This is a genomic window from Brucella sp. IR073 (genome assembly GCF_049065735.1).
In the GTDB taxonomy this organism is placed as follows: domain Bacteria; phylum Pseudomonadota; class Alphaproteobacteria; order Rhizobiales; family Rhizobiaceae; genus Paramesorhizobium.
On record NZ_JBAKHD010000002.1, the window covers coordinates 1 to 26,681 of the forward strand.

A 26,681-nucleotide genomic window follows, 5' to 3' on the forward strand; every position below is an offset into this window, starting at 1 on the left:
TACAACAGGAACAGACCCCACTCGTCGCTGGGCAACATCACACCCGGAGAGTTCGCAATGAAGATGGCTATGGAAAAACAGGCCGCATGAGGCCAGATTAAAAACCCAAGACTCTCCCGAAAAATGGAGGGAAGTTGGGTCTCAGGTCATTTCCAACGTTCCGTAGGTAGGCTTCTATGAGGGCGATATCCTCTGGGCCTTCGACAAGAACAATCTTCCCGGCAAAGAACATCTCCGCAATGGATGTTTGAAGAGTTCTATCGATGCCAGATAGAGCGGCATTTGCTCCTATTGGTGCGACACCTTTGCGTTCAGCAACATATGCCCTCTGCTGATCTATGGTCCATGAATTTACACGCGTCGCGTTTTCGCGTTTTCTTAATACGCGAACACTTTCAAAAGTCCTTCCACTGATGAAGTGCGGGCTATGTGTAGTTACTATAACCTGACAACTGTTTGCGGACAAATCGGCCAATGCGCTGGCCAAGAACCGCGATTGTGGTGGATGCTGATAAAGTTCCGGTTCTTCTATTCCAAGAAGAAGCCGAAAATTATCATTTCCGCCCTGCGCTCTCGCTGCCAGAGAAAGTAATGCCATTAAATAGGTGCGCTGCAAGCCATGGCCGAATATTTCTGGCCCTCCGAGAACACGTCCGTCCTTGAATATGGATCGGATAACCGGTTCCCGCACCGCAATTTCATCAAGCTGCCCCCATTCTATCGCAACGTCGATCGGCGTCGCGGTAAGATTTTTAAATTCGCGGTTTATCTCGCCGCCCACCTCCGCTAATACACTCTCTGCTTCACCCAAAGCGCTTCGAAGAGCCTCAGACGCTTCCGTTTTTATACGGGTTATCTGCTCGGAAAAGTCACAGCGATTCCTGACCGCAAAAGAGATGAGTTTCGAAAACGCTGATTCTCTTTGTTCGCTCGCTTCCGTCGAAGCATCCTTAACTGCAGGCACATAGATCCAATCAATAAATTTCTTCAGTTTAGGAATCGGACCGGTAGCGCCGTATGCACTTTCCTCGCTCGGAATCGCTACATGCTCGCTTGGCTTAGATGCTTCAAATGCTCTAATTGCCTCCCCCGCCTGCTGCATATTTCGCCACGTGGGGATTTCATCTGGATACTTTACTTGCAGCGCTTCATAGATGGGACGTTTTTCTCCGGCTGTCGCAGCGGCAAAAAAATTTACTAATTCCAGCAAACCATATCGTATTCCTCGGCACCGTGATGAAATGACACCTTTTTCGTTTCGTGTCGCCAAAATCTCGAAAACAAGGCGCTCGTTTCTAACGTAGTGAGCCATTTCATTGGCTGCTTGGCCAGTCACACCGACAAATTCGAACCGTAGCCGAAGTTCGTCTTCCACCGCAGCGCCAATATAAAAATCTTCCGCCGAGATGTTCGAGGCGCGTGGACTGGCTCCACCAAAAAATAGGTTGAGGGCGCGCAATGCGGTGGACTTCCCGCAATTATTCGGACCCACTAGCGACGTGTAATCCCCGAATTCTATCGCTTCGGATCGGAAACACCGGAAGTTCGTAAACTCAATTTTTGAGAGGCGCATTACTTTGACACGTATTTTTCACGAATGTACGTATTGTAAAAAGTGCCTTTCGAACTCGACGCCAAAAAGGCCGTATAAACCGACTCTGGAACTGCGAAAAACGTGTACGTGCCCCCAGAAGTGAACGTTAAATGCAGTTGCTGAGTAGATGGATCATACTCAGCATTAGTGATTGCCTTTGATTGGATTGGCGGCATTTTGGCTTTCCCCGGTCAGCCCGAGGGTAGAATAACTGATTCGTATTTTAGTTAAAGCCAATGATGCTTGTAGGAACGATCTACTGTCCTATCTGCTCATCCTGCTCGACCGTCAGCGGCTTGATGCCCTCAACGGGCGCGGGCGGAGGTGTGTGCACAACGACTGGAACAGGCGGACGCGGCGCGGGCGAGGCGCAAGCGGCTATGACGAAAGGTAGAGTGCAGAGGATGAAGCGGATGGCCATGGGAATGGAAAGGGCGCCGCAGCGCCCTCAACTATCCCCCATCTTCAGCGCCTGGATGAACGCTTCCTGCGGGATGTCCACCTTGCCGAACTGGCGCATCTTCTTCTTGCCTTCCTTCTGCTTTTCCAGAAGCTTGCGCTTGCGGGTGACGTCGCCGCCGTAGCATTTGGCGGTCACGTCCTTGCGCAGGGCCGAGATGGTCTCGCGGGCGATGATCCGTCCCCCAATCGCCGCCTGGATGGGGATCTTGAACATATGCTGCGGGATCAGTTCCTTCAGCTTCTCGCACAGCACCCGGCCACGCTTTTCCGCCGCCGAGCGGTGGACCAGCATGGAGAGCGCATCGACCGGCTCGTCATTGACGAGGATCGACATTTTCACCAGATCGCCTTCGCGATATTCCGACAGGTTATAGTCGAAAGAGGCATAGCCCTTGGAGATGGATTTCAGCCGGTCGTAGAAATCGAACACCACTTCGTTGAGCGGCAGGTCGTAAGTGACCATGGCGCGCGGGCCGACATAGGAGAGGTCCACCTGAATGCCGCGCCGCTCCTGGCAGAGCTTTAGGATGGAACCGAGGTAGTCGTCGGGCGTCAGGATCGTGGCGCGAATCCATGGCTCCTCGATGGCGGCGATCTTCACCACATCGGGCATGTCGGCGGGGTTGTGCAGTTCCTTCACCGTGCCATCGGTCATCTTCATGCGGTAGACGACCGATGGAGCGGTGGCGATGAGATCGAGATTGAATTCGCGCTCCAGCCGCTCCTGGATGATTTCCAGATGCAGGAGGCCGAGGAAGCCGCAGCGGAAGCCGAAGCCGAGCGCGGCGGAGGTTTCCATCTCGAAGGAGAACGAGGCGTCGTTCAAACGCAGCTTGCCCATGGCGGCGCGCAAATCTTCGAAATCCGCCGCGTCGACCGGGAACAGGCCGCAGAACACCACCGGCTGCGCCGGCTTGAAGCCCGGCAGCATTTCTTCCGCCGGACGGCGGTCTTCGGTGATGGTGTCGCCGACGCGGGTGTCGGCCACTTCCTTGATCGAGGCGGTGATGAAGCCGAGCTCACCGGGGCCGAGTTCGTCCACATTCACCATCTTGGGCGTGAAGACGCCGGTGCGCTCGACAGGATATTTCGCGCCCGTGCCCATCATGCGGATGGTCTGGCCCTTTTTCAGCACGCCGTCGATGATACGCACCAGCACGATGACGCCGAGATAGGCGTCGTACCAGCTGTCGACCAGCATGGCCTTCAAGGGCGCGTTGCGGTCGCCTGCTTTCGGCGGGGGCAGCTTCTCGACAATGGCTTCGAGCACATTCTCGATGCCGAGGCCGGTCTTGGCGGAAATCAGCACCGCATCGGAGGCGTCGATGCCGATGACCTCCTCGATCTGCTGCTGGACGCGCTCGGGCTCGGCGGCGGGCAGGTCCACCTTGTTCAGCACCACGACCAGCTCGTGATTGTTGTCGATGGCCTGATAGACATTGGCGAGCGTTTGCGCTTCGACGCCCTGAGACGCATCGACCACCAGCAGCGAACCTTCGCAGGCGGCGAGCGAGCGCGACACTTCATAGGCGAAGTCGACATGGCCCGGCGTGTCGATCAGGTTCAGCACATAGTCCTCGCCATTCTTCGCCTTGTAGTGAAGGCGGACGGTCTGGGCTTTGATGGTGATGCCGCGCTCGCGCTCGATATCCATCGAGTCGAGCACCTGATCCTTCATCTCGCGCATATCCAGCCCGCCGGTCAGTTGGATCAGCCGGTCGGCAAGGGTGGATTTCCCATGGTCGATATGGGCGACGATGGAGAAATTGCGAATATGGTCCAATGGTGTGCTCATGCGCGCGATTTAGCAGGCGGACCGTGAAACGCAAAGAGGAAACACGTATGGGCACATATGTCCTCTTTCGGCGCGCACAAAAAAACATTACATGAGCCGCAGATAAAAGCCGATGCGCTTCATTGATTGCAGGAGATTGTGCCATGGCCGTCGAGAGAACAGGTCTTCTCAACAAACCGAAACTCGTCACCGTCTTTGGCGGGTCGGGCTTTGTCGGCCGCCATGTGGTGGCGGCGCTCGCCAAGCGCGGATACAGGGTGCGCGTCGCGGTACGCCGCCCGACGCTGGCTCCCTACCTCCAGCCGCTCGGCAATCTGGGCCAGATCCAGACCGTGCAGGCAAATCTGCGCTATCCGCAGTCGATTGAGCTGGCGCTCCGCGGCGCAGATCACGTCATCAACCTTGTCGGCATCCTCTCCGAAAGCGGCGCCCAGCGCTTTAACGCGGTGCAGCTGGACGGCGCGCGGGCGGTGGCGGAAGCCGCGAAGGAAAAGGGCATCCCGCTGACCCATATGTCCGCCATCGGCGCGGACCCGAACTCGGCCTCGGCCTATGCCCGCACCAAGGGCGAGGCGGAAAAGGCGGTGCATGAGGTGCTTCCGCATGCCACCATCATCCGCCCCTCGATCATTTTCGGACCGGAGGACGGCTTCTTCAACAAGTTCGCCAATATGGCGCGCTTCTCGCCCTTCCTGCCGCTGATCGGCGGGGGCAAGACGATGTTCCAGCCGGTCTATGTCGGCGATGTCGCAGAAATGATCGCGCGGACGGTGGACGGCACGGTCGAGCATGGCCGCGTCTACGAGCTTGGCGGGCCGGAGGCGATGAGCTTCCGCCGCTGCATGGAAGAGATGCTCGAGGTCATCAACCGCAAGCGCATCCTGCTGCCGATCCCGTGGTTTGCGGCGCGCATCATCGCCGGGGTGGCGGGCCTGCTGCCGAAGCCGGTCATCACCAACGACCAGGTGACGCAGCTGCAACATGACAATATTGTCTCCGAGGAAGCGAAGCGCGAAGGCCGCACGCTGGAAGGCGCAGGCATCCGCCCGACCGGCACCGATGTGGTGCTTCCGAGCTATCTCTGGCGCTATCGCGAGCAGGGGCAGTTCACCAAAAAGGAACTGCCGCCGAAATGGGCGGATCAGAAATGACGAAGGGGCCGTAAGGCCCCTTTTTGCTGACGCCCGATGTGATTGTTGATTGGCGGCGTAACCGGGCGGAATCAGTTCCAGGACAGTTGATCTTTCGGCAATTTGCCGCTCGGATCGAACACGCTTACCTTGTGGGGGAGATCCGGACTCCATGCCCAAAGCACCAGATTTTTGTCGCCCGTTTCTGCGCCCGGTGCAAAGCTCGGCACAAGGATTCCGGCAATATCCCGCGCCTTGAGCCGGTCATAGACAGACCATGAGGCGGGACGTTCTCCCTCGGCAAGCGCATTCGCCCAGGCGCAAGCCATTTCCTCAAGGAGAACGGAATGAGCCGTCCTTCCTTTCTCGGTGGTCAAATCCGCCACATCGGCACAGTCGACATAGTAGGAGCACAGGACGCAAGGGTCTATGCGATGCGCGAAGCCCTGATTGGCTTCCTTGATCGCCGTCATGATACTGAGGCTGAGATAAAGCGCAGGTACGCCTCGCGGATTGAAACGCGCGCCCCGGATCGCCGCGCCATCGCCTGATATGGGCTTGAACGCCCATCTGGGATCATGCGCGCGGTAGCATGTCCCGATAAATCTCACGCAAACCCGCCGAGCGCCATGTGATCGAGGTAATCCCGCACAGCGGCGGCCTTGCCTTCCTTGACAAGCGCCTCAGCCGTTCGTCCGCCGAATGCCGGCAAAGGCTGGGCGCGGTACCACGCCATGGCCTGCTCTTTGCCGCCAGCCCATTCGACGACACGGCTGATGATCTCCAGCATTTCCCGCAGGCGGCCTTGCGTCTTCGGCGCTTGGCTGCGTTCGGGCCGATAGAGCGTCTCGCGCGCCAGTCCCGCAGTTTCGGCAAGCTGCAGCTTCGACATGCCGAAACCGTCCGCGAGCCGGTCGACGGCGATCCTCCCAGCTTTATCCATATAGGACAGAACCAGGGGTTCGCCTTGGGGCGCTGGCTTCGCGGTTGGGGCAGTTGCAGGCATTTCACCACCTGTTTTGGCATATTTTTCGTACAAAATGTACGCCATCGCAGGATGGTTTACAAGACTCACCCCCAAACCAGCAGCGCCGCCAGGCCGGCCGCGCCGACGATCAGCCGCCACCAAGCGAAAAGCGTGAAGCCGTGGCGGGAGACGTAGTCGAGCAAATGGCGGACGACGAAGACGCCTGAGATGAACGCCATGACGAAGCCGACTAGGATGATCGCGCCGTCGTTCAGGCTCAGGATGTCGCGGTTCTTGTAGAGGTCATAGGCGAAGGCCCCGGCCATGGTGGGCATGGCGAGGAAGAAGGAGAATTCCGCCGCCGAGCGCTTGTCCGTTCCCATCAGGAGCGCGCCGACGATGGTGGAGCCGGAGCGTGAGACGCCGGGAATCATCGCCAGGCACTGGCAAAGGCCGATCTTGAGGCAGAGCGAAAGCGGATAGTCCATGACGTCGTGATAGCGCGGCTTCAGCGGCAGCCGGTCCACGACGAGCAGCACGAAGCCGCCGAGAATCAGCATGATGCAGACGAGCATCGGCGTCTCGAACAGCACGGATTTGATGAAGCCATGCGCGAGAGCGCCGATGACGGCAGCGGGCAGGAAGGCGATGAGGATGCCGAGAACGAAACGCCGGCTGCGCGCATCGCTGGGCAGGCTGACGAGCAGGTGCCAGAGCCTGCCGAAATAGACGCTGAGGATCGCCAGGATCGCGCCCAGCTGGATCAGCACCTCGAAGGTCTTGCCCGTCGAGCGGAAGCCGAGGAAATGGCCGGCCAGGAGCAGGTGACCCGTCGAGGAGACGGGAATGAATTCCGTCAAGCCTTCGAGAAGACCCAGGATCGCGGCATCGAAAAAGGTTTTGATATCCATGCGGGGGAACTTTCGCTGACAAGGGTTGCCGTGAGAGGATGGCAGGGATCGCTTGTTTCCAGCCCTTGTTGCTCCTATAGGTTTCCCCAACAGGGCTGGCCGGGAATCAGACGGCGGAAGAAATACGCCGCCGGCCGATGAAATGCCAGATCACAGCCCATGGAGTCGACCCCGTTTCGTTCAATTCCAGTTTGAAAGACCATCCCAGGCAATAATGCTGACGCTCTTTCACCATCCCATGTCCGCGGGCTCGCGCTATGCGCGGCTGATTCTCAGCGAGTACGGCGTCGAGGCCGAGCTTATCGAGGAAAAGCCATGGACGCGGCGCAAGGAGTTTCTCGCGCTCAACCCGGCGGGAACCCTGCCGGTGCTGCTGGCCGAAAACGACGTGCCGATCGCCGGGGCGACGGTCATCGCCGAATATCTTGACGAGACGCGCGGCGCGTTGAAGCGTAACCGCCGGCTCCTGCCGGAATCCCCAAGCGAGCGGGCGGAAGTGCGCCGGCTGGTGGACTGGTTCCTCACCAAGCTCGACAATGAGGTGACGCGGCATATCGCGCGCGAGCGTGTGCTGAAGCTACAGATGGCGGCCGATGGCGGAGGCAGTTCACCGGACTCCTCCGCCTTGCGCGCGGCGCGCAACAATATCCGCCAGCATATGAAATATGTCGACTGGCTTTCGGCAACGCGCGACTGGCTGGGCGGAGCGCAGCCGAGCTATGCCGATATGGCGGCGGCGGCGGCGCTTTCCATCCTCGATTATCTCGGAGAGATCGAGTGGGCCCATTACCCGGCGGCGCGGGACTGGTACATGCGCGTCAAATCGCGCCCCTCCTTCCGCCCCCTGCTTGCGGACCGGGTGCGCGGGCTTTCTCCTGTCGCGCATTATGGCGATCTGGATTTTTAGGGTGGTTGGGGTTCGGTTGAGGCGCGGTCGCGCCAGCGTTCCTATTTATCAAATATGAACCGCTCCAATAACGAAAAGCTCAAGCGCTTCCTTGCCGAAGAAGCAAGAGCCGCAGGCTTCGATCTCATGGCCGTTACCACGCCCGACGCCATCCCGCAGGCGGGCGCGCGGCTTAGGCAATATCTCGGCCTCGGGCGCCATGGCTCGATGGAGTGGATGGAAGAGACGCTGGAGCGGCGGGCCGATCCGCGTGTGCTGTGGCCTGAGGTGCGCTCCATCATCATGCTGGCGATGAATTACGGGCCGGAGCATGATCCGCGTGCGGTGCTGGGATTGAAGGACCGCGCCGCTATCTCTGTCTATGCGCAGAACCGCGATTATCACGACATCATCAAGGGTAAGCTCAAGCATATCGCCAGCCGTTTCGCCGCGAGGGCGGGGAGCGACGTCAAGGTGTTCGTCGATACCGCCCCTGTCATGGAAAAGCCGCTTGCCGCCGCGGCCGGTCTCGGCTGGCAGGGCAAGCACACCAATCTGGTGAGCCGGGAGCTTGGCTCATGGCTGTTCCTGGGCTCGATCTTCACGACCGCCGAAATCCAGCCGGACGCGCCGGAGCGGGACCATTGCGGCTCGTGCCGGGCTTGCCTCGACATCTGCCCGACCGATGCTTTTCCAGCCCCCTACCAGATCGATGCGCGGCGCTGCATCTCCTATCTTACCATCGAGAACAAAGGGCCGATCCCGCGCGAGTTTCGCAAGGCGATTGGCAATCGCATCTATGGCTGCGACGATTGCCTCGCCGCCTGCCCCTGGAACAAATTCGCACGAGCCGCCAGCGAGATGAAGCTGAAGGCGCGGGAGGATTTGAAGGCGCCGCTTTTATCCGACCTGCTCGCGCTCGACGATCCCGCTTTTCGCGCCCTCTTTTCCGGCTCGCCGGTGAAGCGGATCGGGCGCGACCGGTTCTTGCGCAATGTGCTGATCGCGGCGGGCAATTCGCAGGACCAAGCCCTTATCTCCCAGGTGGAGGGGCTGTTGATTGATGCTTCGCCCTTGGTGCGCGGGGCGGCGGTCTGGGCGCTCGGCCAACTTGCCGCATCGCCAATGTTTCAAAAAGCGCGTGAAAGGCTGGCGGCGTCGGAAATGGATGCTACGGTGCGGGCGGAATGGGAAACGAACTGATGCGTCTATTTTTGTTTGGGGCCGGTTACTCGGCCAAGGCCTTTGCGCGGAAGATGAAAGGCGAGGCCGAGCGCATCGACGGCACGACGCGGCATGAGGAAAATTTCGCCGCGCTGGAGGAAGCGGGCATCGCACCGCTGCTTTTCGGCGGGGAAGCCACCTCCCCCGCCATGCCCGACCGCCTCGTCGGCTCCACCCATGTGGTCATCTCGATCTCGCCCGGAGAAACTGGCGACCCGGCGGTGGCGGCAGTGACGCAAGCGCTTCAGCGTCCCGGCAACAGCATCCGCTGGATCGGCTATCTCTCGACGGTCGGCGTCTATGGTGACCATGGCGGCGAATGGGTGGATGAGACGGCGCCCTGCAAGCCAACCTCCCGCCGCAGCCGCGAGCGGGTGGAGGCGGAACAGGCCTGGACGGATTTATGCCAGCGGCACGGCATTCCGCTGGCCATTCTCCGCCTGTCCGGCATTTACGGCCCGGGCCGCAATGCCTTCGTCAATCTGGAGCGCGGTACGGCGCGGCGCATCGTCAAGCAGGATCAGGTTTTCAACCGCATCCATGTGGAGGATATTGCGGGGGTCTTACGCTTCCTCGCGAGGAGCGATACGGGCGGCGTCTTCAACGTCACCGATAGCGAGCCATCGCCGCCGCAGGATGTCGTCGCCTATGCCGCCGAACTGATGGGCGTGACGCCGCCGCCGGAAGTGCCGTTCGAGACGGCGGAATTGACGGCGATGGCGCGCTCTTTCTATAGCGAGAACAAGCGGGTTTCCAACGCACGCATCCGGGGGCTCGGCTATGAATTCGCCTATCCTGATTACCGCACCGCCTTTTCGGCGATGTGGCGGGACGGCAACTGGCGGGCGGGCTGACCCTACCAGACAAAGGGAATGAAACGGTAGCAGACGCGGCTCATATAGGCATCATAGCCGGGCAATCCCTCCCGCAATGCGTTTTCCTCATGCACGGCGCGCCAGGCGAGGGCGAGGCAAAAGACCACGCCGACGGCAAGCCCGAGCCAGGAGCCCATGGCCAGCGGCGTTCCGAGAAAGAGGCAGAGCGCGCTGGTATACATGGGGTGGCGGACGATCGCATAAGGCCCGGTATCGATGACCTTCTGGTTCTCCTGCAGCTTGACCACGGGCGCGGCGAAAGCGTTCTCGCGGAATGTGGCCCAGGTGCCCAGATAATTTGCGATGATTGCGAGCACGCCGACCACCTGCAGCCAGAGAGGCACGGCGGTAAAACCTGTACGTGCCGCATCCCAGCTCATGAGGGCGAGCCAGCCGCAAAAGAGCACGACGAAGAGCGAGAGCCACACGCGATCCCAGGACGCCTGACCGCGCTGCCACGGAGCGGCCATGCGCTCGCGCAAGAGCGACGGGCTGACCTTTGCCAGCCACCAAATCATGATGAAACCGCCCAGCCCCATGAAAATCATGAAAACCCAGCCGCCGGGATAAGCGAGCGTACCGGCAGGCCAGAAGATCAAAACGGCGATGAAGACCGTCCAGATCAGGAGCCGGATCATATAGGCCGTCATCGGAGTCCCCTCACCAATTGAGCTTTTATAGGTAGTGACAACTTCGCCGTAGAGGCATGGATCCCAGTGACAAGCACTGGGATGACGGATGGGGTTGGCTGTTCCGGGTAATCTCCAACCGTCCCGCCTGCCACAATGGGTGTCCGGTTGGGCGAATACCTGTCCCTCCCGTCATCCCAGTGCTTGTCACTGGGATCCATTCCTCTCCCTATCCATTACCGCAACGGTCGTAATGCTATAGCTGATTTCGTCAAAACACAGTTGCTCCAGGATATACCCTTTATTTACCATACTGCAGGAAACTTCCTGTGGCTCGTGCGTTCGCGCGGAGCTAACGCCGCCCCGCCACACCGCGCCATGATAATGCCATCGATATCGCAGACGGAATCGGGCAAGCCGTTTTCGAAACTGCCACATTTCCACGGGGAAATCGCCGATGCCTGCAAAATTCCTCACCCGCATCGGGCTTGCCGCGGTTCTTTGCGCGGCGACTGCGCTGGAATTGGTACAAGCGACCGACGCATTCGCCGACGAGCCCGCCAAGCAGGCCTTCGGCCATGTGGCGCTTCCGGCGGTGGCGCCGCCGCAGTCGGTCGGCTTCTATTCCAAGGGCTGTCTCGCCGGGGCGCTGGCGATTCCCGTGGACGGACCGACCTGGCAGGTGATGCGGCTGACCCGCAACCGGCGCTGGGGGCATCCCAAGATGATCGCCCTGCTTGAGCGGCTATCGCGCGAGGCGGCGGCGAAGGATGGCTGGCCGGGCCTGCTCGTTGGCGACATCTCGCAGCCGCGCGGCGGCCCGATGCTTTCCGGCCACGCCTCGCATCAGATCGGGCTCGACGCCGACATCTGGCTGACCCCGATGCCGAACCGCCGCCTGACCGGCGAGGAGCGCGAGAAGATCAGCGCCGTCTCGATGCTGAAGCCGGATTCGCTCTATGTCGATCCGAAGAAGTGGACGCCGAGCCGCACCGCGCTTTTGAAACGGGCGGCGGGCTATCCGGAGGTGGAGCGTATCTTCGTCCATCCCGGCATCAAGAAACAGTTGTGCGACACCGTCACCGGCGACCGCCGCTGGCTCGCCAAGATCCGCCCCTATTGGGGCCATTACTATCATTTCCATGTGCGCATATCCTGCCAGCCCGGCTCGCCCGGCTGCAAGCCGCAGGAGCCGATCAACATGAACGACGACGGCTGCGGCAAGCCGCTGGCCTGGTGGTTCACGGACGAGCCATGGAAAAAGCCGGAGAAGCCAGCCAAGCCGACGAAACCGCCAAAGCCGCCAAGGCCGATGATGGTCTCGGACCTGCCGCCCGCCTGTGCGCGCATCCTGACCGAGCCGGGGCCCGCGTCTATCGCGCAGGTGACATTCGGCGGCGCAGCAGCTGCGGGGGTGGATCCGGAAACGCCGCCCACCGCGCCTGCCGCTCCCGCGGCTGCATTCAGCGCGCCGACGCCCCCGGCAGATGTTCCGGTTCCCACCGCGCGGCCGCGGAGTTGAGAAGTGGGTCGTGTCTTAATTGAATCGTGAGGCGCCCCCTATGGCTGCCAGCGGTTCAGTGAGGGGCAAATTGGGGTGCGCCAATCAATCAGCCCTTTTCACCGAAGGCCGCTTTCGCTATAGGCTTCAATCGATTTAGGATAGCCCCGTGACGAAGCCCCTCCGCATAGCGTTGATCGCGCACGACTTGAAAAAGAACGACATGGTCGCCTTTGCCCGCGTCCACGAACTGGTGCTGTCGCGCTGGAGGATCGTGGCGACCGGCACCACCGGCGGCCTGGTGCAGGAAGCCTGTCCGTCCCTGTCGATCGAGCGGGTCAAAAGCGGGCCGATGGGCGGCGACCAGCAGATCGGTGCAATGATCGCGGAGGGCAAGGTGCAGGCGATGATCTTTTTCATCGACCCCTTGTCGCCCATGCCGCATGATGTCGACGTGAAGGCGCTGACGCGGCTGGGCAGCGTCTATGACATACCGATGGCGCTCAACCGCGCCACGGCGGAATTGCTGGTTGAGAAGCTGGCACATCACTAAAGCATGATCCCGAAAAATTGCTGACTTTCGGATAAGGTTGTGCGTGCAAAGATAAGGCAGCACTTTTTTTGGCGGACCGGGTAATGAACATGATCTCCAGCACCGATATTGACTGCACCTTGCGCTTTCCGGTTCTCGTCGGCGACATCGGCGGCACGAATGCGCGGTTCGCCATTCTCGTCGATTCCTACGCGGAGCCGAAGCAGTTCCCCATCCTGCAGACGGCGGATTTTGCGACCATCGACGAGGCGATCCAGACCGCCGTGCTCGACCATACCTCGATCCAGCCGCGCTCTGCGGTCCTTGCCATTGCCGGACCTGTCGATGGCGACGAGGTGGGCCTCACCAATTGCCATTGGGTGCTGAAGCCGAAGCAGATGATGGAGACGCTGGGGCTGGAGGACATCACCATCCTCAACGACTTCGAGGCGCAGGCGCTGGCCGTCACCTCGCTCGAAAGCGAATATCTGGAAAAGATCGGCGGCGGCGAAAGCGAGCCGAATGGCAGCCGCGTCGTGCTTGGACCGGGCACCGGCCTCGGCGTAGCGGGCCTTATCCGCACGCGCCAGACCTGGGTGCCGGTGCCGGGCGAAGGCGGGCATGTGGATTTCGGCCCACGCACGGCGCGCGACCTGCAAATCTTCCCGCATCTGGAGCGCATCGGCGGGCGCATCTCCGCCGAGCAGGTGCTGTGCGGGCGCGGACTGCAGAACATCTACGGGGCCGTCTGCAAGGCGGACGGTGTGCAGCCGGCGCTGACGACGCCTGCAGAAATCACCGGCGCGGCGCTTGACGGTACCTCCCCGCAGGCGGTGGAAACCTTGCAGCTTTTCGTCACCTATCTCGGACGGTGTGCCGGCGACTTTGCCCTTACCTTCATGGCGCATGGCGGCATTTATCTCGCCGGCGGCATCGTGCAGCGAATCCTCCCGGCATTGCGCAATCCTTCGTTCCGCGAGGCTCTCGAGGACAAGGCGCCGCACAATGAGATCATGAAGGCCATGCCGGTCTATGTCATCACCCACCCGCTGGCGGCCTTGAGCGGCCTTTCCGCCTATGCCCGCACCCCATCGCGCTTCGGCGTGCCAACGGAAGGGCGGAGGTGGCGGAAGGGGTAAGCGCTGAGGGCTAAAATCCCGTCAAAGGATAGGCAAATCCGCTCAACAAGGCTATAGGACGCTCAGAATAAGGATTTCCCTCGTGAGCGTAGAAAAGCCCAAGAAGAAAAAGATCGATCCTTCCGAGGCGGCGCGCGTCATCCGGCGCATGATGTCGGAAAATTTGCGCGAATATAAGCGTAATTATATCATCGCGGTTGCAGCATCGCTGGTGGTCGGCGCGTCGAATGGCGTGCTCGCCTATCTGATGAAGCCGATGATCGACAAGATCTTCTACGAGCAGCAACTCAACTGGGTCTGGATCATTTGCGGCTCGATCCTCGGCGTGTTCATCCTGCGCGGGCTTTCGGGCTATGTGCAATCGGTGGAGCTGGCCAAGATCGGCAACAATCTGGTGGCGCGCTACCAGACGCGCATCTTCGACCATCTGATGAAGCTCGGCATCGATTTCTACAACGATACGCGCTCCGGCCACCTCGCCGCGCAGATCAACCAGAACGTCGCTGGCATACGCGACCTTCTGAACATGACGATCACATCCATCGCTCGCGACATGATCTCGCTCGTCGGCCTCATCGGCACGATGTTCTACATGGACCCGGTGCTGTCAGTCATCGTCTTCCTGATCGGGCCGCCGCTCATCCTGGCGGTCGCCTATATTTCCCGCCGCATCCGCTCGGTGACGCGCGAGGTGGTGAACCTCAACTCGCACCTCCTCGGCGCGATGCAGGAATCGGTGCAGGGCATTGCCATCGTCAAGGCCTTCACCATGGAAGACCAGCTGCGCGGCAAGATCGGCAAGCTGATCGGCCAAGCCGAAGGCCGCAGCAACAAGATCGCCAAGGTTTCCGAACGCATCACGCCGATTTCCGAAATCCTCGCCGGCTTCGCGGTGGCAGGCGTGCTCGCCTATGGCGGCTATCGCGCGCTGCTGACGCAGCAGCCGCCCGGCGCGATGTTCTCCTTCATCACGGCGCTGCTGCTTGCCTATGATCCCGCGCGCCGCCTCGCGCGTTTGCAGGTCGGGCTGGAGCGCGCGCTGGTCAATGCGCGCATGATCTATGAAATCCTCGACACGGAGCCGAAACAGGGCGACGCGCCGGGCGCCAAGCCGCTGCATGTGGAGAAGGGCGAGATCCGCTTCGAAGACGTTTCCTTCTCCTATTCGGACATTGCTCCCGTCCTCCATGGCGTCAGCTTCGTCGCCGCGGCGGGCAAAACGACGGCGATCATCGGCGCGTCGGGCGCGGGCAAATCGACGCTCATCGCGCTCACCGAGCGGTTCTACGATCTGGAGCGGGGCCGTATCCTTATCGACGGGCAGGACATTGCCGGGGTGACGAAAGATTCGCTTCGCCATGCCATGGCCTATGTCTCGCAGCAGCCCTATCTCTTCGAAGGCACCATCGCCGACAATATCCGTTATGGGCGTCCCGACGCGACCATGGAAGAGATCGTCGAAGCGGCGAAGCTCGCCCATGCGCATGACTTCATCCTGCAGCAGCCGCAGGGCTATGACACGCCTGTCGGCGAGAATGGCGTGACGCTCTCCGGAGGGCAGCGCCAGCGCGTTTCCATCGCGCGGGCTATCGTGCGGGGCGCGCCGATCCTGCTCTTGGACGAGGCAACCTCGGCGCTCGACAATGAATCGGAAAAGCGTGTGCAGCAGGCGCTCGACGGCGTGATGAAGGGCCGTACCACCATCGTCATCGCCCATCGCCTCTCAACCATCGTCAATGCCGACCATATCGTCGTCATGGAAGCAGGGCGCGTGGTCGAGGAAGGCCGCCACGAGACGCTGATGGCTGATCCGCACAGCATCTATGCCCGCTTCCACAAACTGCAAAGCCGCGACAGCTGGCAGGCGCTGGACGACGGGGCGGAAACAGGCGACAAGGTTGTGGAGCCCAGAAGAGGACTCGAACCTCAACGTGGCGCGGAAACGGGGAGCGAGCCATGAGCGAAACGGAAAATTCCGGCATGAAGCTGGCGGTCGTCGGCGCGGGCGGGCGCATGGGCCAGGCGCTGATCCGCGCGATTGCTGCCATGGATGGCGCGCAGCTTTCAGGCGCGGTGGAACGATCAGGCTCGCCCCTCATCGGCCGGGACGCGGGCGAAGTGGCGGGCGCCGGGCCGCTCGGGGTTACCATCACGGACGATCCCCTGCCCGTCTTCAAGGCTGCAGACGGCGTGCTCGACTTCACCTCCCCTGCCGCGACGGTGGAATTTGCCAAGCTCGCCGCGGAGGCAGGCATCGTCCATGTCATCGGCACCACGGGTTGCTCACCCGCCGATGACGAGCAAATTCGCAAGGCCGCCGCGCGCGCTGTGATCGTCAAATCCGGCAATATGAGCCTTGGCGTCAATCTGCTCTCCGTGCTGGTGGAAAAGGCGGCGAAGGCGCTGGGCCCCGACGATTTCGACATCGAGATTCTCGAAATGCATCACAAGCATAAGGTGGACGCACCGTCCGGCACTGCCCTGCTCCTTGGCGAGGCGGCGGCGAAGGGGCGCGGCATCGACGTCAGGGATAACAGCGTGCGCTCGCGCGACGGGCACACGGGCGCGCGCGAGAACGGCACCATCGGCTTTGCCACCTTACGCGGCGGCTCGGTGGTCGGCGACCATTCGGTCATTCTCGCCGGCACGGGCGAGCGCATCACCCTCTCGCACAATGCCGAGGATCGCACCATCTTCGCACGCGGCGCGGTCAAGGCCGCGCTTTGGGCGCGTAGCGCCAAGCCAGGGCTCTACACAATGCGCGATGTGCTCGGCCTCAATGACTAAATTTTCCTCCCGCAAGCATGGAGCATGACATGTCCCGCACCCTTGTCCTCGTTCGGCACGGCCAGAGCGAATGGAATCTCAAAAACCTCTTCACGGGATGGCGCGATCCGGGCCTGACCGAGAAGGGCGAGAAGGAAGCGAAGGAGGCCGGCAAGCGGCTGAAAGCGGCTGGCCTTCATTTCGATATCGCCTTCACCTCCGACCTTTCGCGTGCGCAGGCGACCTGCCAGCATATTCTCGATGAAGCCGGCCAGCCGGATTTGAAGACAATCCGCAATCAGGCGCTAAACGAGCGCGATTATGGCGAGCTCTCGGGCCTCAACAAGGACGATGCGCGCGTGAAATGGGGCGAAGAGCAGGTCCACATCTGGCGCCGCTCCTATGACGTGCCGCCGCCGGGCGGCGAGAGCCTGCGCGACACCGGCGCGCGCGTCTGGCCCTATTATCTCCACACCATCCAGCCGCATGTGCTGCGCGGCGAGACGGTGCTCGTCGCCGCGCATGGCAATTCGCTGCGCGCGCTGATCATGGCGCTCGAGGGTCTTTCGGGCAAGGAAATCGTCGAACGGGAACTCGGCACCGGCATTCCGATCGTCTACCGGCTCAATGCGGATTCCACCATCGCCTCGAAGGACGTGCTGGAAGGATAAGCTCTTTCGGGAGCCATGTTAAAAAGTCGGATAATTTTATCCGAAACCGATTGACAGAGCGCGGACCGCCCCTTACATCGGTCCGCGTCGCCCAGATGGCGGAATTGGTAGACGCGCAGGTTTCAGGTACCTGTGCCGCGAGGCGTGGAGGTTCGAGTCCTCTTCTGGGCACCATTTCCTTTGATTATCTTTGTCTTTCAATAACTTCCCCCGCGCGGGGCGAAGAGGATGATGCCGGCGGCGATGACCGCGAGAGCGACTCCGGCGAAATCCCATCTATCGGGCTGCTGCCCCTCAACCACCCAGAGCCACAACAGCGACGTCATGATATAGATGCCGCCATAGGCCGCATAAGCACGTCCTGCATTCTCGCTCGGCGCAAGGGTCAGCAGGAAGGCGAAGGCGACCAGCGAGCCTAGTCCCGGCGCGAGCCATAAGACCGACTTCCCCTGTTTCAGCCACGCCCAGAAGGCAAAGCAGCCCGCAATCTCGGCAATGGCTGCGCCGATATAGATCAGGGCCGTGGTGAGATAGATTTGCATCCGGAATTCCTCGACCGCCGTCTCACCATAGCCTTCCGCGCCAAGCGGCACTGGCGGCGAGTTCGTCAAAGACTGGATCGGCAGACACCAGAACCAGGCCTCGTTCAAGGGCGGTTGCCGCCAGGAAGCGATCAAAGGGGTCGCGGTGGGGCCAATCCATTATCGCAGCGCTAAGACAGATTGCCGGCGACAGCTCAGCCACATAGCCGCCCTGCTCCTCTATCAGGCCCGGCAATCGTTTGAGAAAGGGCGCCATTTCCGGCCATTTGCCGAGACGGACTTTCTGTCCGATCTCGAACAGGCTGACGGGACTGATATAGACATTGTCGGCCTCCTCGATTGCGGTGATGGCCTTCGCCGACAGGTGCCCTCCGCCTGCAATCGCCCATGCCCACACATGCGTATCCAGCAGGATCTGGGTCACTCCTTGCCCTCCCAGAGGGCCAGTTCTCCTTCCTCCATCGGTGCGAGAAAATTCGGGACCGTCCCCTCCAGCTCGTCCTTCAATATGCCGATAACGAATCTGGTCTGGGGGATGGCGACAATCTTGGCGACCGGACGTTTCCCCTTGGCGATAACGACCTCCTCGCCCGCGATGGCGGCCTCGATCAACTTCGATAAATTGGTCTTAGCCGCGTGAACCGTAACCTGCATGACCGCATCCTTAGCTAACTTAGTCAATATACTGTATTGCTTTTCGGATTACCAGCGGCCAAGGGAACCTTCACCGAGCCGAAGAGTTCTCCGAAGCCGATTTCACCGGAGGGGGTTCATGCCGTTCGATTTTCTTTCCGCCGATTTTCTCACCTTCGTTCTCATCGGCTTCTGCGCGCAGATCGTTGATGGGGCGCTTGGGATGGCGTTCGGGGTGCTGTCCACGACCAGCCTTCTGGCCATAGGAATGCCTCCGGCGACGGCGAGCGCCATGACGCATGTGGCAGAAGTTTTCACCACCGCCGCTTCGGGCATCTCCCATGCCTATCAGCGCAATGTGAACTGGCATTTCGTCGCGCGGCTGGCCCCGGCGGGCATAGCGGGCGGAGTCATCGGCGCTTATCTGCTGACGCAGATCCACGGCAAGGCGATTGAGCCGTTCGTCTCGGCCTATCTCGTCGCCATCGGAATCTACATCCTCTTCAAGGCGTTCCGGCCGCTTTGGCCGCGCGATGTGCGCGATTGGATCATCCCCTATGTCGGGTTCGGCGGCGGCCTCCTCGATGCGGCGGGCGGGGGCGGCTGGGGCCCGATCGTGACGACCTCGCTCGTCGGCCGCGGGCATGATCCGAAGAAGGTGATCGGCTCCACCAACCTCACCGAATTCCTGGTGACGCTGTCGATCTCCATCATCTTCGTGCTGACGCTCGGCTGGTCGGAATTGAACGCGGCCATCGGCTTGATTGTCGGTGGCGTCATCGCCGCGCCCATCGGCGCCTATGTGGTTAAACGCGTGCCGGTGCGCCCGCTGATGGTGGCGGTGGCGCTGATCATCATCGCAACGTCGGCTATAAGAATATTGTAGAGGTGGCCGGGCAAGGATGGCAAAAACTTGCGCCCCCCCACCCTTAAAGACTATCTTAGCACCATCCCTTTCCCGGCCGGCAGGTCCCGGCGCGCTTACAGGCAAAAAGGCAAGCGTTGGTGCGAAGAAAGCTTCAGGGTAACAGCAGGCTCTCCGCGAACATTCTTACGGCCATTCGCAACAGGCCCGGCCACAGGCCGCCTTCCGCCAACAGGGGCGTGGGGGATACGATCATCGCGTCCTACAATGTGCATAAATGCATCGGCGTGGACAACAAGTTCGATCCCGAGCGCATCCAGCGGGTCATCGCCGAGATCGATGCCGACGTGATCGCCATCCAGGAGGCGGACAAGCGGTTCGGGCAGCGCTCCGGGCTGCTGGACCTCGCCTGGCTGGAGCGGGAGAGCGGGCTTGTCCCAGCGCCGATCAATCCGATGTCGCCCACCGGCCATGGCTGGCACGGCAACCTCATCCTCTTGCGCAAGGGCACGGTGCGGCGCGTGCGCCAGTTGAACCTTCCCGGCGTCGAGCCGCGCGGGGCGCTGGTGGCGGATATTGATTTTTCCATCGGCGAATTGCGCATCATCGCGGCGCATCTGGGCCTGCTGCGGCGCTCGCGCGAGCAGCAGGCGGAGGCGATCCTGGCCGCTTTCGAGGCGGAGGAGGCGCGCCCTACCCTGCTCATCGGCGACCTCAACGAATGGCGCGTGGGCAAGCGCTCCTCGCTCGCCTCGCTGCTGCCCATCTTTGACCCTTCCTCGGGCGCGGTGCCGAGCTTTCCCTCACGCTTCCCGGTGCTGGCGCTCGACCGGGTGCTGGGCCATCCGCACGATCTCGTGACCACGCTGGAAGTCCACAACACGCCGCTTGCGCGCGTCGCCTCGGATCACCTTCCGATCAAGGCGCATATCGATCTTAGGGCCGTATTCGGCGTCAAACAGGCGTCATAGATAGGGCGAGCCGAGCCAGATGATGCGCTCCAGCAGCCGGGCCGGGAACGGGCGGGCGCGCAACTCTTCCAGAAGAACGGGCCTGGCGCCCTTCATCGCGGCGCGAATGCGCGCATCCACCTTCCTGGCGAAGCGCGCGTCGAACACTTCGACATCCACCTCGAAATTGAGCCGCAGCGAGCGCGGGTCGAGATTGGACGAGCCGATATAGGCCCAGGCATCGTCCACCACCATGAGCTTGGAATGGTTGAAATGCCCGGCCGCGCGCCAGATGCGGCAGCCATCCTTCAACAGCTGGTCGAACTGCGCGGTCATGGCGTGGTCAACGAGCTTCAGATTGTTGACGCCAGGCACAAGAATATCCACAGCCACGCCGCGCCTTGCCGCCGTCACCAGCGCGCTGATGAGCTCGCGGTCCGGCAGGAAATAGGGCGACATGATGCGGATATAATCCTTGGCGACCGAAAACGCCCCGATCATCATACGGTGATTGGTCTCGAGGCTCCTATCCGGTCCTGACGGGACCACGCGCGCGAGGATGCCCGATCCCAGCCGGGCCTCGGGCGGAACGATGGCCCAGGCGGGGCCGGTCAAAAGCTCGCCTGTGACGAACAGCCAGTCCTCCAGCGCGGTGTGAAACAAATCGGTGACGATGGGACCGGTGACGCGGAAATGCGTGTCGCCCGCGACGTTTTCGCCCGCTACGGCGGCGGCGAAGCCGGCGCGAATGTTCATGCCGCCGGTGAAGGCGACCGCGCCGTCGACGATGAGGATCTTGCGGTGCGTGCGCAGATTCGCATAGGGCAGCCGGAGGCCGATGATGATGTTGCCGTTGAACACATCGACCGGCACCCCGCCGCGCTTCAAATAGCCGACGATGCTGGGGATCGAATAGCGCACACCGACCGCATCGATGAGCACCCGAACCTCGACGCCGCGCCTGACGGCCCGCACCAGCGCATCGGCGAAGCGGATGCCGATGACATCCCTGTCGAAGATGTAGGTTTCGAGGAGGATGCTGCGCTGCGCCCCGTCAATGGCGGCGAGCATGGCGGCATAGGCCTCGTCGCCATCGGGCAGAACCTCGATGCCGTTGCCCGAAGTGAGGTGATAGCGGCTGACGCGGTCGCCCAGCGTCTTCATGGTCGCCAGCGCATCGCCGAACTGCCGCTCCATCGTCTCGTCCGCCACGTCATATTCGGCGAGATGATATTGCTCAACCTTTGGCATCCCCGCGCGTTGTAGTGTCAGCGTCGAGCGGCGTATGCGGTTGATGCCCGCCACGGCATAGATGAGCGCGCCGACGACCGGCGAGAGAACGATGACGCCGACCCAGCCGATTGCCGCGCGAACGTCCTCCTTCGTCATCGTGGCGTGAATGGCCGCCGCCGCGCCCATGACGAGCGAAACGACGGCGAAGATTTGCGCCCAATAGGTCGAGATGGCTTCAAGCATGAGAAATGGCAGTCCTGATGACGGCCTTTTATCCGCGAAATCAAAGGTTTTGGGAAGAGCAACCGGCAGGGCAAATAATGCAATCACAAGATGGAGAGGAATGATTTCCATCGCCAACAGAAGACACATGTATTTCTCAAAGAATAACCAAGATGAAGGATAAAATTAAATTTAATTTGGCACAGTCGATTTAAGTTCATCCGCGCGATCCTACAGGATCATGCTTCCAGTCTTGTCAGGAGAAGTGAAATGGCTAAGACACCAGGAACTATCATGCCGGCCAATATTCCAAACGCAGCCGACGTTTCGGAGATACTTCGGAGCAAATGGGCATGGTTCGTCGGCATCGGCATATTGCTGCTCCTCCTTGGCGGCATTGCGCTCGGCAATCTCGTGCTCGCGACCGTGGCGTCCGTCCTCTTCATCGGCATGCTGATGCTTTTGGGCGGCATCATCGAGATCGTCCATGCCTTTGGCGTTACGGGGTGGAAGAGCCACCTCTTCTGGGCGCTGAGCGGGCTGCTTTATGCCGCTGCCGGCATCGTCGCCTTCATGAACCCCATCCTCGCTTCCACAGTGCTGACCTTCCTGCTCGCCGCGGCGCTGCTGGCCACCGGCCTCGTGCGCATCTGGAGCGGTTATGAGGCGAGGCACAACACGACGGGCTGGGGCTGGATCGTGGCGACGGGCGTTCTGACGGCGCTGGTGGGCATCGTCATCGCGCTCGGCTGGCCGGTCAACAGCCTGTGGGTGCTCGGCGCCTTCCTGGCAATCGACCTGATCTTCCAGGGCTGGTCGTTCATCGCCTTCGGCCTCGGCCTCAAGGGCTTCGGAAACCCCGCGCCTCTCGCCGCCGCCGTCAGCGCCCCTGCCCCCGCCGTCAGGAAAACCAGCAGGGCAAAACCGGCCGCACGGGCAAAGACGACTACCTCGCGGGCGAGAACAACCGCCTCCAAGGCGAAATAAATCTGCTGACGCTGCGAGCCGCGGCCAGAGCCATTCGCTGGTGGCCGGTCGCGTGCTTCCATCAAAACGGGTCGACGGGCGGCGCTTGGGCTGGTAGAAGCCCGCAGTTCCGATTTTCGAAATGAGCTTGCCCGCATGCCCGCCGCCGATCATCCCGTTTCCAAACGCCGCACTTTCGCGATCATCGCCCACCCGGACGCCGGCAAGACGACGCTGACGGAAAAGCTCTTGCTTTTCGGCGGCGCGATCCAGCTTGCCGGCGAGGTCAAGGCGAAGAAGGACCGAATCCAGACGCGGTCGGACTGGATGAAGATCGAGCGCGAGCGCGGCATCTCGGTCGTTACCTCGGTCATGACCTTCGAATACAAGGATTGCGTCTTCAATCTGCTCGATACGCCGGGCCATGAGGATTTCGCCGACGACACCTACCGCACGCTGACGGCGGTGGACTCCGCTGTCATGGTCATCGACGCGGCCAAGGGCATCGAGCCGCGCACGCTGAAGCTCTTCGAAGTCTGCCGGATGCGCGACATCCCGATCATCACCTTCGTCAACAAGATGGACCGCGAGGCGCGCGACCCGCTGGAAATCCTTGACGAGATCGAGGAGAAGCTGGCGCTCGACACAGCGCCCATCACCTGGCCCATCGGCTCGGGGAAAAGCTTTGCCGGTACCTTCGATCTCCACAACAGCACGCTGCGCCGTCAGGACAATGAGGAGCAGCCGACCAAGGTGCGCGGCCCCGAAGACGCGGCCAAGTTGCTGCCGGAAAATGAACGGCAGGCGTGGATCGACGGGGTGGAACTGGCGCAGGGCGTCTGCCGCCCGTTCAATGTGCAGGCCTTCCGCGAAGGGCACATGACGCCGGTTTATTTCGGCTCGGCGCTCAAGAATTACGGCGTGCGCGACCTGATCGAGGCCTTCTGCGACTATGGCCCCTCCCCGCGCGCGCAGGACGCCGACACGCGCAAGGTGGAGGCGACCGAGGAGCGGATGACCGGCTTCGTCTTCAAGATCCAGGCCAATATGGACCCAAACCACCGCGACCGCATCGCCTTCCTGCGCGTCTGTTCAGGCAAGCTCGCGCGGGGCATGAAGGCGAAGCTGGTGCGTACCGGCAAGCCGATGAGCCTTTCGGCGCCGCAATTCTTCTTCGCCCGCACGCGGCAGATCGCCGACGAAGCGTTCGCAGGCGACGTGGTGGGCATACCGAACCACGGCACGCTGCGCATCGGCGACACGCTGACCGAGGGCGAGGACATTCTCTTCCGCGGCGTCCCCAACTTCGCCCCGGAGATCCTGCGCCGCGTGCGGCTTGACGATGCGATGAAGGCGAAGAAGCTGAAAGAAGCTTTGCAGCAGATGGCGGAGGAAGGCGTGGTGCAGCTTTTCCTGCCCGATGACGGCTCGCCCGCCATTGTCGGCGTCGTCGGCGCACTCCAGATCGACGTGCTGACCGAGCGGCTGAAAGTGGAATATTCGCTTCCGGTCGGTTTCGAAATGTCGCGCTTTTCTGTCTGCCGCTGGATCTCGGCGGACGATCCGGCGGAGCTTTCCCGCTTCATCGCCGCGCACCGCGCCGATATCGCACATGATCTTGACAACGATCCGGTATTTCTCGCCCAGAACGGCTTCTCGCTGAATTATGAGGCGGAGCGCTGGAAGGCGATCCGCTTCGCCACCGTCAAGGATTATCAGGTGCGCGACAGGGCCGCCTGACGAGGGGAAACATGGTCGATTCCGCATTGGCCGCACTCGATCTGCCGCGGGCGTTCGCCAAGCGCCTTGAAGGCTATCGCAGCCGGAAGGACGATCTCGGTTGTTCATCAGCGCATGTGCTCCTGCTGGAGCATGAGGTAAAGCCGGGGCTGGTGCTGAAGATCGAGCCGGCGAGCACGGTGGGCGAACTGCCCGGCGAGGCGGCGCGGCTGGAATGGCTGAGAGCGCAGGGCCTCCCGTGCCCCCAAGTGATCGAGTTCGAGATTCAGCCGGAGCGCAGCCTGCTGCTGATGACGCGGCTTGCCGGAACCGACCTTGCCACATCTATGGGCGGGCTCGCGCCTGATCGCATCGTGCAGTTGCTGGCGGATGCGCTGAAATCCCTGCACGCCATCGACCCCGCCGCCTGCCCCTTCGACCATCGTCTGGACAATCGTATCGAGGATGCCCGCGCCCGCATGGAAGCGGGGGAAGTCGATGAAGAGGATTTTGACGAGGAGCGCGAAGGGCGAACGCCGCAAAGCGTGCTCGAGGAGCTTCTGCGCCTCAGACCTGAGAGCGAGGAACTCATCGTCACCCATGGCGACGCCTGCCTGCCGAACTTCATGGCCGACAATGGCCGCTTCACCGGCTTCATCGATTGTGGGCGATTGGGCGTCGCCGACCGGCACCAGGACTTGGCGCTTGCCACATGGAGTGTGATCCATAATCTCGGGGAGGAGTGGGTGAAGCCGTTTCTCGTCGCTTATGGCGGGCCGGAGGTGGATGAGAAGAAGATTGCCTATTACCGGCTGCTGGACGAGTTTTTTTAGCGCCATTTCAGCTTTTAGCTTGAAACCTTGGCGGGACAGCGCCCCCCTCTGTCCTGCCGGACATCTCCCCCGCTAGGGGGGAGATTACGCCTTCATCCGCGGTGGTATCAATTGTCGACGTTGGAAGGTGAGCGGCGATATCCATATCAGCCAATCTCCCCCCTTGCGGGGGAGATGCCCGGCAGGGCAGAGGGGGGGCGCTGTCCCGCCGACGCTCAATTTCTCAAACGTCCAAATGCCGCAGCTTCTCCGGATTGCGCATCACATAGATTGCCGTGATTTTCCCCTCTGCAATATCCAGCGCCACGGTTTGCGGCAGGCCGTCCTCCTCGAGCGTGACGATGCCGGGCAGGCCGTCGATGCGGTCGAAGCGGTGCGCGGGCGGCATGCGGCCGGAGGGCTTTTCGGAAATGGCGACGAAGAAGCGCACGATCTTTTCGCGCCCGAAAATCGGGTTGAGCGTGGCGATGCGGATGCCGCCGCCATCGGAATACATCACCGCATCTTCCGCCAGCAGCCCTTGCAAGGCGGTCATGTCGCCATTGCGGGACGCCTGGAAGAAGGCTTCCGCGATGCTGCGGCCGCGATCCTCAGGCACAGGATAGCGCGGGCGGCTTTCGCGCACATGATCGCGCGCGCGGCTCGCGAGCTTGCGGCAGGCGGCGGGATCGCGGCCCAGAACGCGCGCCACCTCATCGAAATTCACGTCGAACACGTCATGCAGGAGGAAGGCGGCGCGCTCCAGGGGCGAAAGCCGCTCCAGCGCCATCATCAGCGTGAGCGTGAGGTCGTCTTCCTCATCTTCCACCGGATCGACAACCGGCTCGGGCAGCCAGGTGCCGGGATAGGTCTCGCGCCGCACCCGCGCGGATTTCAGATGATCCAGGCAAAGCCTTGTGACCACACGGGCGAGAAATGCCCTGGCATCACGCACGGAAGCCCGGTCTGCGCCCTGCCAGCGCAGCCAGGCCTCCTGCACGATATCCTCCGCCTCCGCGACCGATCCCAGCATGCGATAGGCGATGCGGATCAATCGCGGGCGCAGGGCCTCGAAAACCGCCCCGGCATCGTCAGGGGCGGTACTTATGGGTTCGTCAGGCTGCGACATGCGCCTTCTTCACCGGATGGATGGAGCGGAAGCCGACCGATATGCGGTTCCAAGCGTTGATGGTGGTGATGGCGAGGGTAAGCTTCACGATTTCCTCGTCACTGAACTGCGCCTTCAGCGCTTCATAGACGTCATCGGGGGCATGCGTCTCAGCCACCAGCGTCAGCGCCTCGGTCCAGGCCAGCGCGGCGCGCTCGCGGTCGGTGTAGAGCGGCGATTCACGCCAGGCGTCCAGCAGGTAAATGCGCTCTTCCGTCTCGCCATGGGCGCGGGCTTCGCCGGTATGCATATGGATGCAATAGGCACAGCCATTGATCTGCGAGGCGCGGATCTTGACGAGGTGGCGGATCGTCTCATCCAGCCCGCTGGCCTTCACCTTCTCTTCGAGGTCGAGCATGGCCTGCATCAGCTGCGGCACGACGTTGTAGTATTTCATTCTCGGTTGCATCGGAATGGCTCCATGTCTTGGGGTTACCGATGTCTAGACGAGACAGGAGGGGGGAATGTGACATGGGCGAAGAAAAAAGG

27 protein-coding genes, 1 tRNA gene and 1 pseudogene are annotated in these 26,681 nt (G+C 61.6%); 16 read left to right on the forward strand and 13 right to left on the reverse strand.

Features of this window, described 5'->3' with window-relative positions:
• Window positions 1-97 precede the first annotated feature (97 nt).
• From ACOWVG_RS03765 to lepA, 3 genes are all read right to left on the reverse strand, one after another.
• Complete coding sequence (locus tag ACOWVG_RS03765) at window positions 98-1,573, reverse strand: AAA family ATPase (protein WP_420960174.1); 1,476 nt, start codon at window positions 1,571-1,573, stop codon at window positions 98-100.
• Window positions 1,573-1,770, reverse strand: coding sequence for a KTSC domain-containing protein (locus ACOWVG_RS03770; protein WP_420960175.1), 198 nt, complete (start codon window positions 1,768-1,770; stop codon window positions 1,573-1,575). Before ACOWVG_RS03770 ends, ACOWVG_RS03765 begins: the two co-directional genes overlap by 1 nt.
• Before the next feature lie 272 nt (window positions 1,771-2,042).
• Window positions 2,043-3,851, reverse strand: coding sequence for a translation elongation factor 4 (gene lepA / locus ACOWVG_RS03775; RefSeq protein WP_420960176.1), 1,809 nt, complete (start codon window positions 3,849-3,851; stop codon window positions 2,043-2,045).
• A 143-nt stretch (window positions 3,852-3,994) separates the two neighbouring features.
• Here lepA and ACOWVG_RS03780 point away from each other — a divergent pair, with 143 nt between their 5' ends.
• Window positions 3,995-5,002 (forward strand): complex I NDUFA9 subunit family protein, encoded by a 1,008-nt coding sequence (locus ACOWVG_RS03780; protein ID WP_420960177.1) that lies wholly within the window; start codon window positions 3,995-3,997, stop codon window positions 5,000-5,002.
• A gap of 71 nt (window positions 5,003-5,073) precedes the next feature.
• On the opposite strand, the gene ACOWVG_RS03785 is transcribed toward ACOWVG_RS03780, so the two are convergent.
• The 3 genes from ACOWVG_RS03785 to ACOWVG_RS03795 all read right to left on the reverse strand — a co-directional run bounded on the left by ACOWVG_RS03785 (window position 5,074) and on the right by ACOWVG_RS03795 (window position 6,859).
• Window positions 5,074-5,592: an RES family NAD+ phosphorylase gene (locus tag ACOWVG_RS03785; RefSeq protein ID WP_420960178.1), complete on the reverse strand. Its 519-nt coding sequence runs from the start codon at window positions 5,590-5,592 to the stop codon at window positions 5,074-5,076.
• Entirely contained in the window at window positions 5,589-5,924 is a 336-nt protein-coding gene (locus ACOWVG_RS03790; RefSeq protein WP_420960179.1) for an MbcA/ParS/Xre antitoxin family protein, read from the reverse strand. The genes ACOWVG_RS03785 and ACOWVG_RS03790 overlap by 4 nt, the downstream gene beginning before the upstream one ends.
• Before the next feature lie 128 nt (window positions 5,925-6,052).
• On the reverse strand, window positions 6,053-6,859 hold the full coding sequence (locus ACOWVG_RS03795) for an undecaprenyl-diphosphate phosphatase (RefSeq protein ID WP_420960180.1): 807 nt from the start codon (window positions 6,857-6,859) through the stop codon (window positions 6,053-6,055).
• 214 nt (window positions 6,860-7,073) lie between these two features.
• On the opposite strand from ACOWVG_RS03795, the gene ACOWVG_RS03800 reads away from it, so the two are divergent.
• The 3 genes from ACOWVG_RS03800 to ACOWVG_RS03810 are packed head-to-tail and all read left to right on the forward strand — an operon-like array spanning window position 7,074 to window position 9,823.
• The gene (locus ACOWVG_RS03800; RefSeq protein ID WP_420960181.1) at window positions 7,074-7,766 is read left to right on the forward strand and encodes a glutathione S-transferase family protein; all 693 of its coding nucleotides are present in this window, start codon (window positions 7,074-7,076) and stop codon (window positions 7,764-7,766) included.
• A gap of 54 nt (window positions 7,767-7,820) precedes the next feature.
• Window positions 7,821-8,948, forward strand: a complete 1,128-nt coding sequence (gene queG, locus ACOWVG_RS03805) for a tRNA epoxyqueuosine(34) reductase QueG (RefSeq protein ID WP_420960182.1) — start codon at window positions 7,821-7,823, stop codon at window positions 8,946-8,948.
• Window positions 8,948-9,823 carry an SDR family oxidoreductase gene (locus ACOWVG_RS03810; RefSeq protein WP_420960184.1) on the forward strand — a complete coding sequence of 292 codons (876 nt, stop codon included), beginning with the start codon at window positions 8,948-8,950 and terminating at the stop codon, window positions 9,821-9,823. Before queG ends, ACOWVG_RS03810 begins: the two co-directional genes overlap by 1 nt.
• Window positions 9,824-9,825: 2 nt before the next feature.
• Here ACOWVG_RS03810 and ACOWVG_RS03815 read toward each other — a convergent pair whose 3' ends face one another.
• Window positions 9,826-10,494 carry a methyltransferase family protein gene (locus ACOWVG_RS03815; RefSeq protein WP_420960185.1) on the reverse strand — a complete coding sequence of 223 codons (669 nt, stop codon included), beginning with the start codon at window positions 10,492-10,494 and terminating at the stop codon, window positions 9,826-9,828.
• Between the two features lie 436 nt (window positions 10,495-10,930).
• On the opposite strand from ACOWVG_RS03815, the gene mepA reads away from it, so the two are divergent.
• From mepA to ACOWVG_RS03850, 7 genes are all read left to right on the forward strand, one after another.
• On the forward strand, window positions 10,931-11,995 hold the full coding sequence (mepA, locus tag ACOWVG_RS03820) for a penicillin-insensitive murein endopeptidase (protein ID WP_420960186.1): 1,065 nt from the start codon (window positions 10,931-10,933) through the stop codon (window positions 11,993-11,995).
• 148 nt (window positions 11,996-12,143) lie between these two features.
• Window positions 12,144-12,527, forward strand: coding sequence for a methylglyoxal synthase (locus ACOWVG_RS03825; RefSeq protein ID WP_420960187.1), 384 nt, complete (start codon window positions 12,144-12,146; stop codon window positions 12,525-12,527).
• Window positions 12,528-12,616: 89 nt separating this feature from the next.
• Complete coding sequence (locus tag ACOWVG_RS03830; protein ID WP_420960759.1) at window positions 12,617-13,645, forward strand: glucokinase; 1,029 nt, start codon at window positions 12,617-12,619, stop codon at window positions 13,643-13,645.
• Window positions 13,646-13,793: 148 nt separating this feature from the next.
• Window positions 13,794-15,605: an ABC transporter ATP-binding protein gene (locus ACOWVG_RS03835; RefSeq protein ID WP_420960760.1), complete on the forward strand. Its 1,812-nt coding sequence runs from the start codon at window positions 13,794-13,796 to the stop codon at window positions 15,603-15,605.
• Window positions 15,602-16,432: a 4-hydroxy-tetrahydrodipicolinate reductase gene (gene dapB / locus ACOWVG_RS03840; protein ID WP_420960188.1), complete on the forward strand. Its 831-nt coding sequence runs from the start codon at window positions 15,602-15,604 to the stop codon at window positions 16,430-16,432. The genes ACOWVG_RS03835 and dapB overlap by 4 nt, the downstream gene beginning before the upstream one ends.
• A gap of 29 nt (window positions 16,433-16,461) precedes the next feature.
• Entirely contained in the window at window positions 16,462-17,082 is a 621-nt protein-coding gene (locus tag ACOWVG_RS03845; protein WP_420960189.1) for a 2,3-bisphosphoglycerate-dependent phosphoglycerate mutase, read from the forward strand.
• A gap of 89 nt (window positions 17,083-17,171) precedes the next feature.
• Window positions 17,172-17,256: transfer RNA gene (locus ACOWVG_RS03850), tRNA-Leu, on the forward strand.
• A gap of 23 nt (window positions 17,257-17,279) precedes the next feature.
• Here ACOWVG_RS03850 and ACOWVG_RS03855 read toward each other — a convergent pair.
• Genes ACOWVG_RS03855 through ACOWVG_RS03865 form a run of 3 tightly spaced genes read right to left on the reverse strand, consistent with a single transcriptional unit; the run spans window position 17,280 to window position 18,278 of the window.
• Window positions 17,280-17,624, reverse strand: a complete 345-nt coding sequence (locus ACOWVG_RS03855; RefSeq protein ID WP_420960763.1) for a YnfA family protein — start codon at window positions 17,622-17,624, stop codon at window positions 17,280-17,282.
• A gap of 22 nt (window positions 17,625-17,646) precedes the next feature.
• Window positions 17,647-18,048 carry a type II toxin-antitoxin system VapC family toxin gene (locus tag ACOWVG_RS03860; RefSeq protein WP_420960190.1) on the reverse strand — a complete coding sequence of 134 codons (402 nt, stop codon included), beginning with the start codon at window positions 18,046-18,048 and terminating at the stop codon, window positions 17,647-17,649.
• Entirely contained in the window at window positions 18,045-18,278 is a 234-nt protein-coding gene (locus tag ACOWVG_RS03865; RefSeq protein ID WP_420960192.1) for a type II toxin-antitoxin system Phd/YefM family antitoxin, read from the reverse strand. The genes ACOWVG_RS03860 and ACOWVG_RS03865 overlap by 4 nt, the downstream gene beginning before the upstream one ends.
• Window positions 18,279-18,396: 118 nt before the next feature.
• Between ACOWVG_RS03865 and ACOWVG_RS03870 the strand changes: the two genes are divergently transcribed.
• On the forward strand, window positions 18,397-19,143 hold the full coding sequence (locus tag ACOWVG_RS03870; RefSeq protein WP_420960193.1) for a sulfite exporter TauE/SafE family protein: 747 nt from the start codon (window positions 18,397-18,399) through the stop codon (window positions 19,141-19,143).
• Window positions 19,144-19,262: 119 nt separating this feature from the next.
• A complete protein-coding gene (locus ACOWVG_RS03875; protein WP_420960194.1) occupies window positions 19,263-20,093 on the forward strand; it encodes an endonuclease/exonuclease/phosphatase family protein in 831 nt (276 codons plus the stop codon).
• Here the strand turns inward: ACOWVG_RS03875 and ACOWVG_RS03880 are convergent.
• Complete coding sequence (locus ACOWVG_RS03880; protein ID WP_420960195.1) at window positions 20,088-21,548, reverse strand: phospholipase D-like domain-containing protein; 1,461 nt, start codon at window positions 21,546-21,548, stop codon at window positions 20,088-20,090. The genes ACOWVG_RS03875 and ACOWVG_RS03880 overlap by 6 nt on opposite strands.
• A gap of 273 nt (window positions 21,549-21,821) precedes the next feature.
• Here ACOWVG_RS03880 and ACOWVG_RS03885 point away from each other — a divergent pair.
• From ACOWVG_RS03885 to ACOWVG_RS03895, 3 genes and pseudogenes are all read left to right on the forward strand, one after another.
• Window positions 21,822-22,373 (forward strand): annotated as a pseudogene (locus tag ACOWVG_RS03885) (HdeD family acid-resistance protein); the annotation flags it as partial.
• Window positions 22,374-22,649: 276 nt separating this feature from the next.
• Entirely contained in the window at window positions 22,650-24,233 is a 1,584-nt protein-coding gene (locus ACOWVG_RS03890; protein ID WP_420960196.1) for a peptide chain release factor 3, read from the forward strand.
• 11 nt (window positions 24,234-24,244) lie between these two features.
• The gene (locus tag ACOWVG_RS03895; protein WP_420960197.1) at window positions 24,245-25,045 is read left to right on the forward strand and encodes an APH(3')-II family aminoglycoside O-phosphotransferase; all 801 of its coding nucleotides are present in this window, start codon (window positions 24,245-24,247) and stop codon (window positions 25,043-25,045) included.
• 223 nt (window positions 25,046-25,268) lie between these two features.
• On the opposite strand, the gene ACOWVG_RS03900 is transcribed toward ACOWVG_RS03895, so the two are convergent.
• Window positions 25,269-26,153: a sigma-70 family RNA polymerase sigma factor gene (locus ACOWVG_RS03900; protein WP_420960198.1), complete on the reverse strand. Its 885-nt coding sequence runs from the start codon at window positions 26,151-26,153 to the stop codon at window positions 25,269-25,271.
• Complete coding sequence (locus ACOWVG_RS03905; RefSeq protein ID WP_420960199.1) at window positions 26,140-26,601, reverse strand: carboxymuconolactone decarboxylase family protein; 462 nt, start codon at window positions 26,599-26,601, stop codon at window positions 26,140-26,142. The genes ACOWVG_RS03900 and ACOWVG_RS03905 overlap by 14 nt, the downstream gene beginning before the upstream one ends.
• Between the last annotated feature and the right edge of the window lie 80 nt (window positions 26,602-26,681).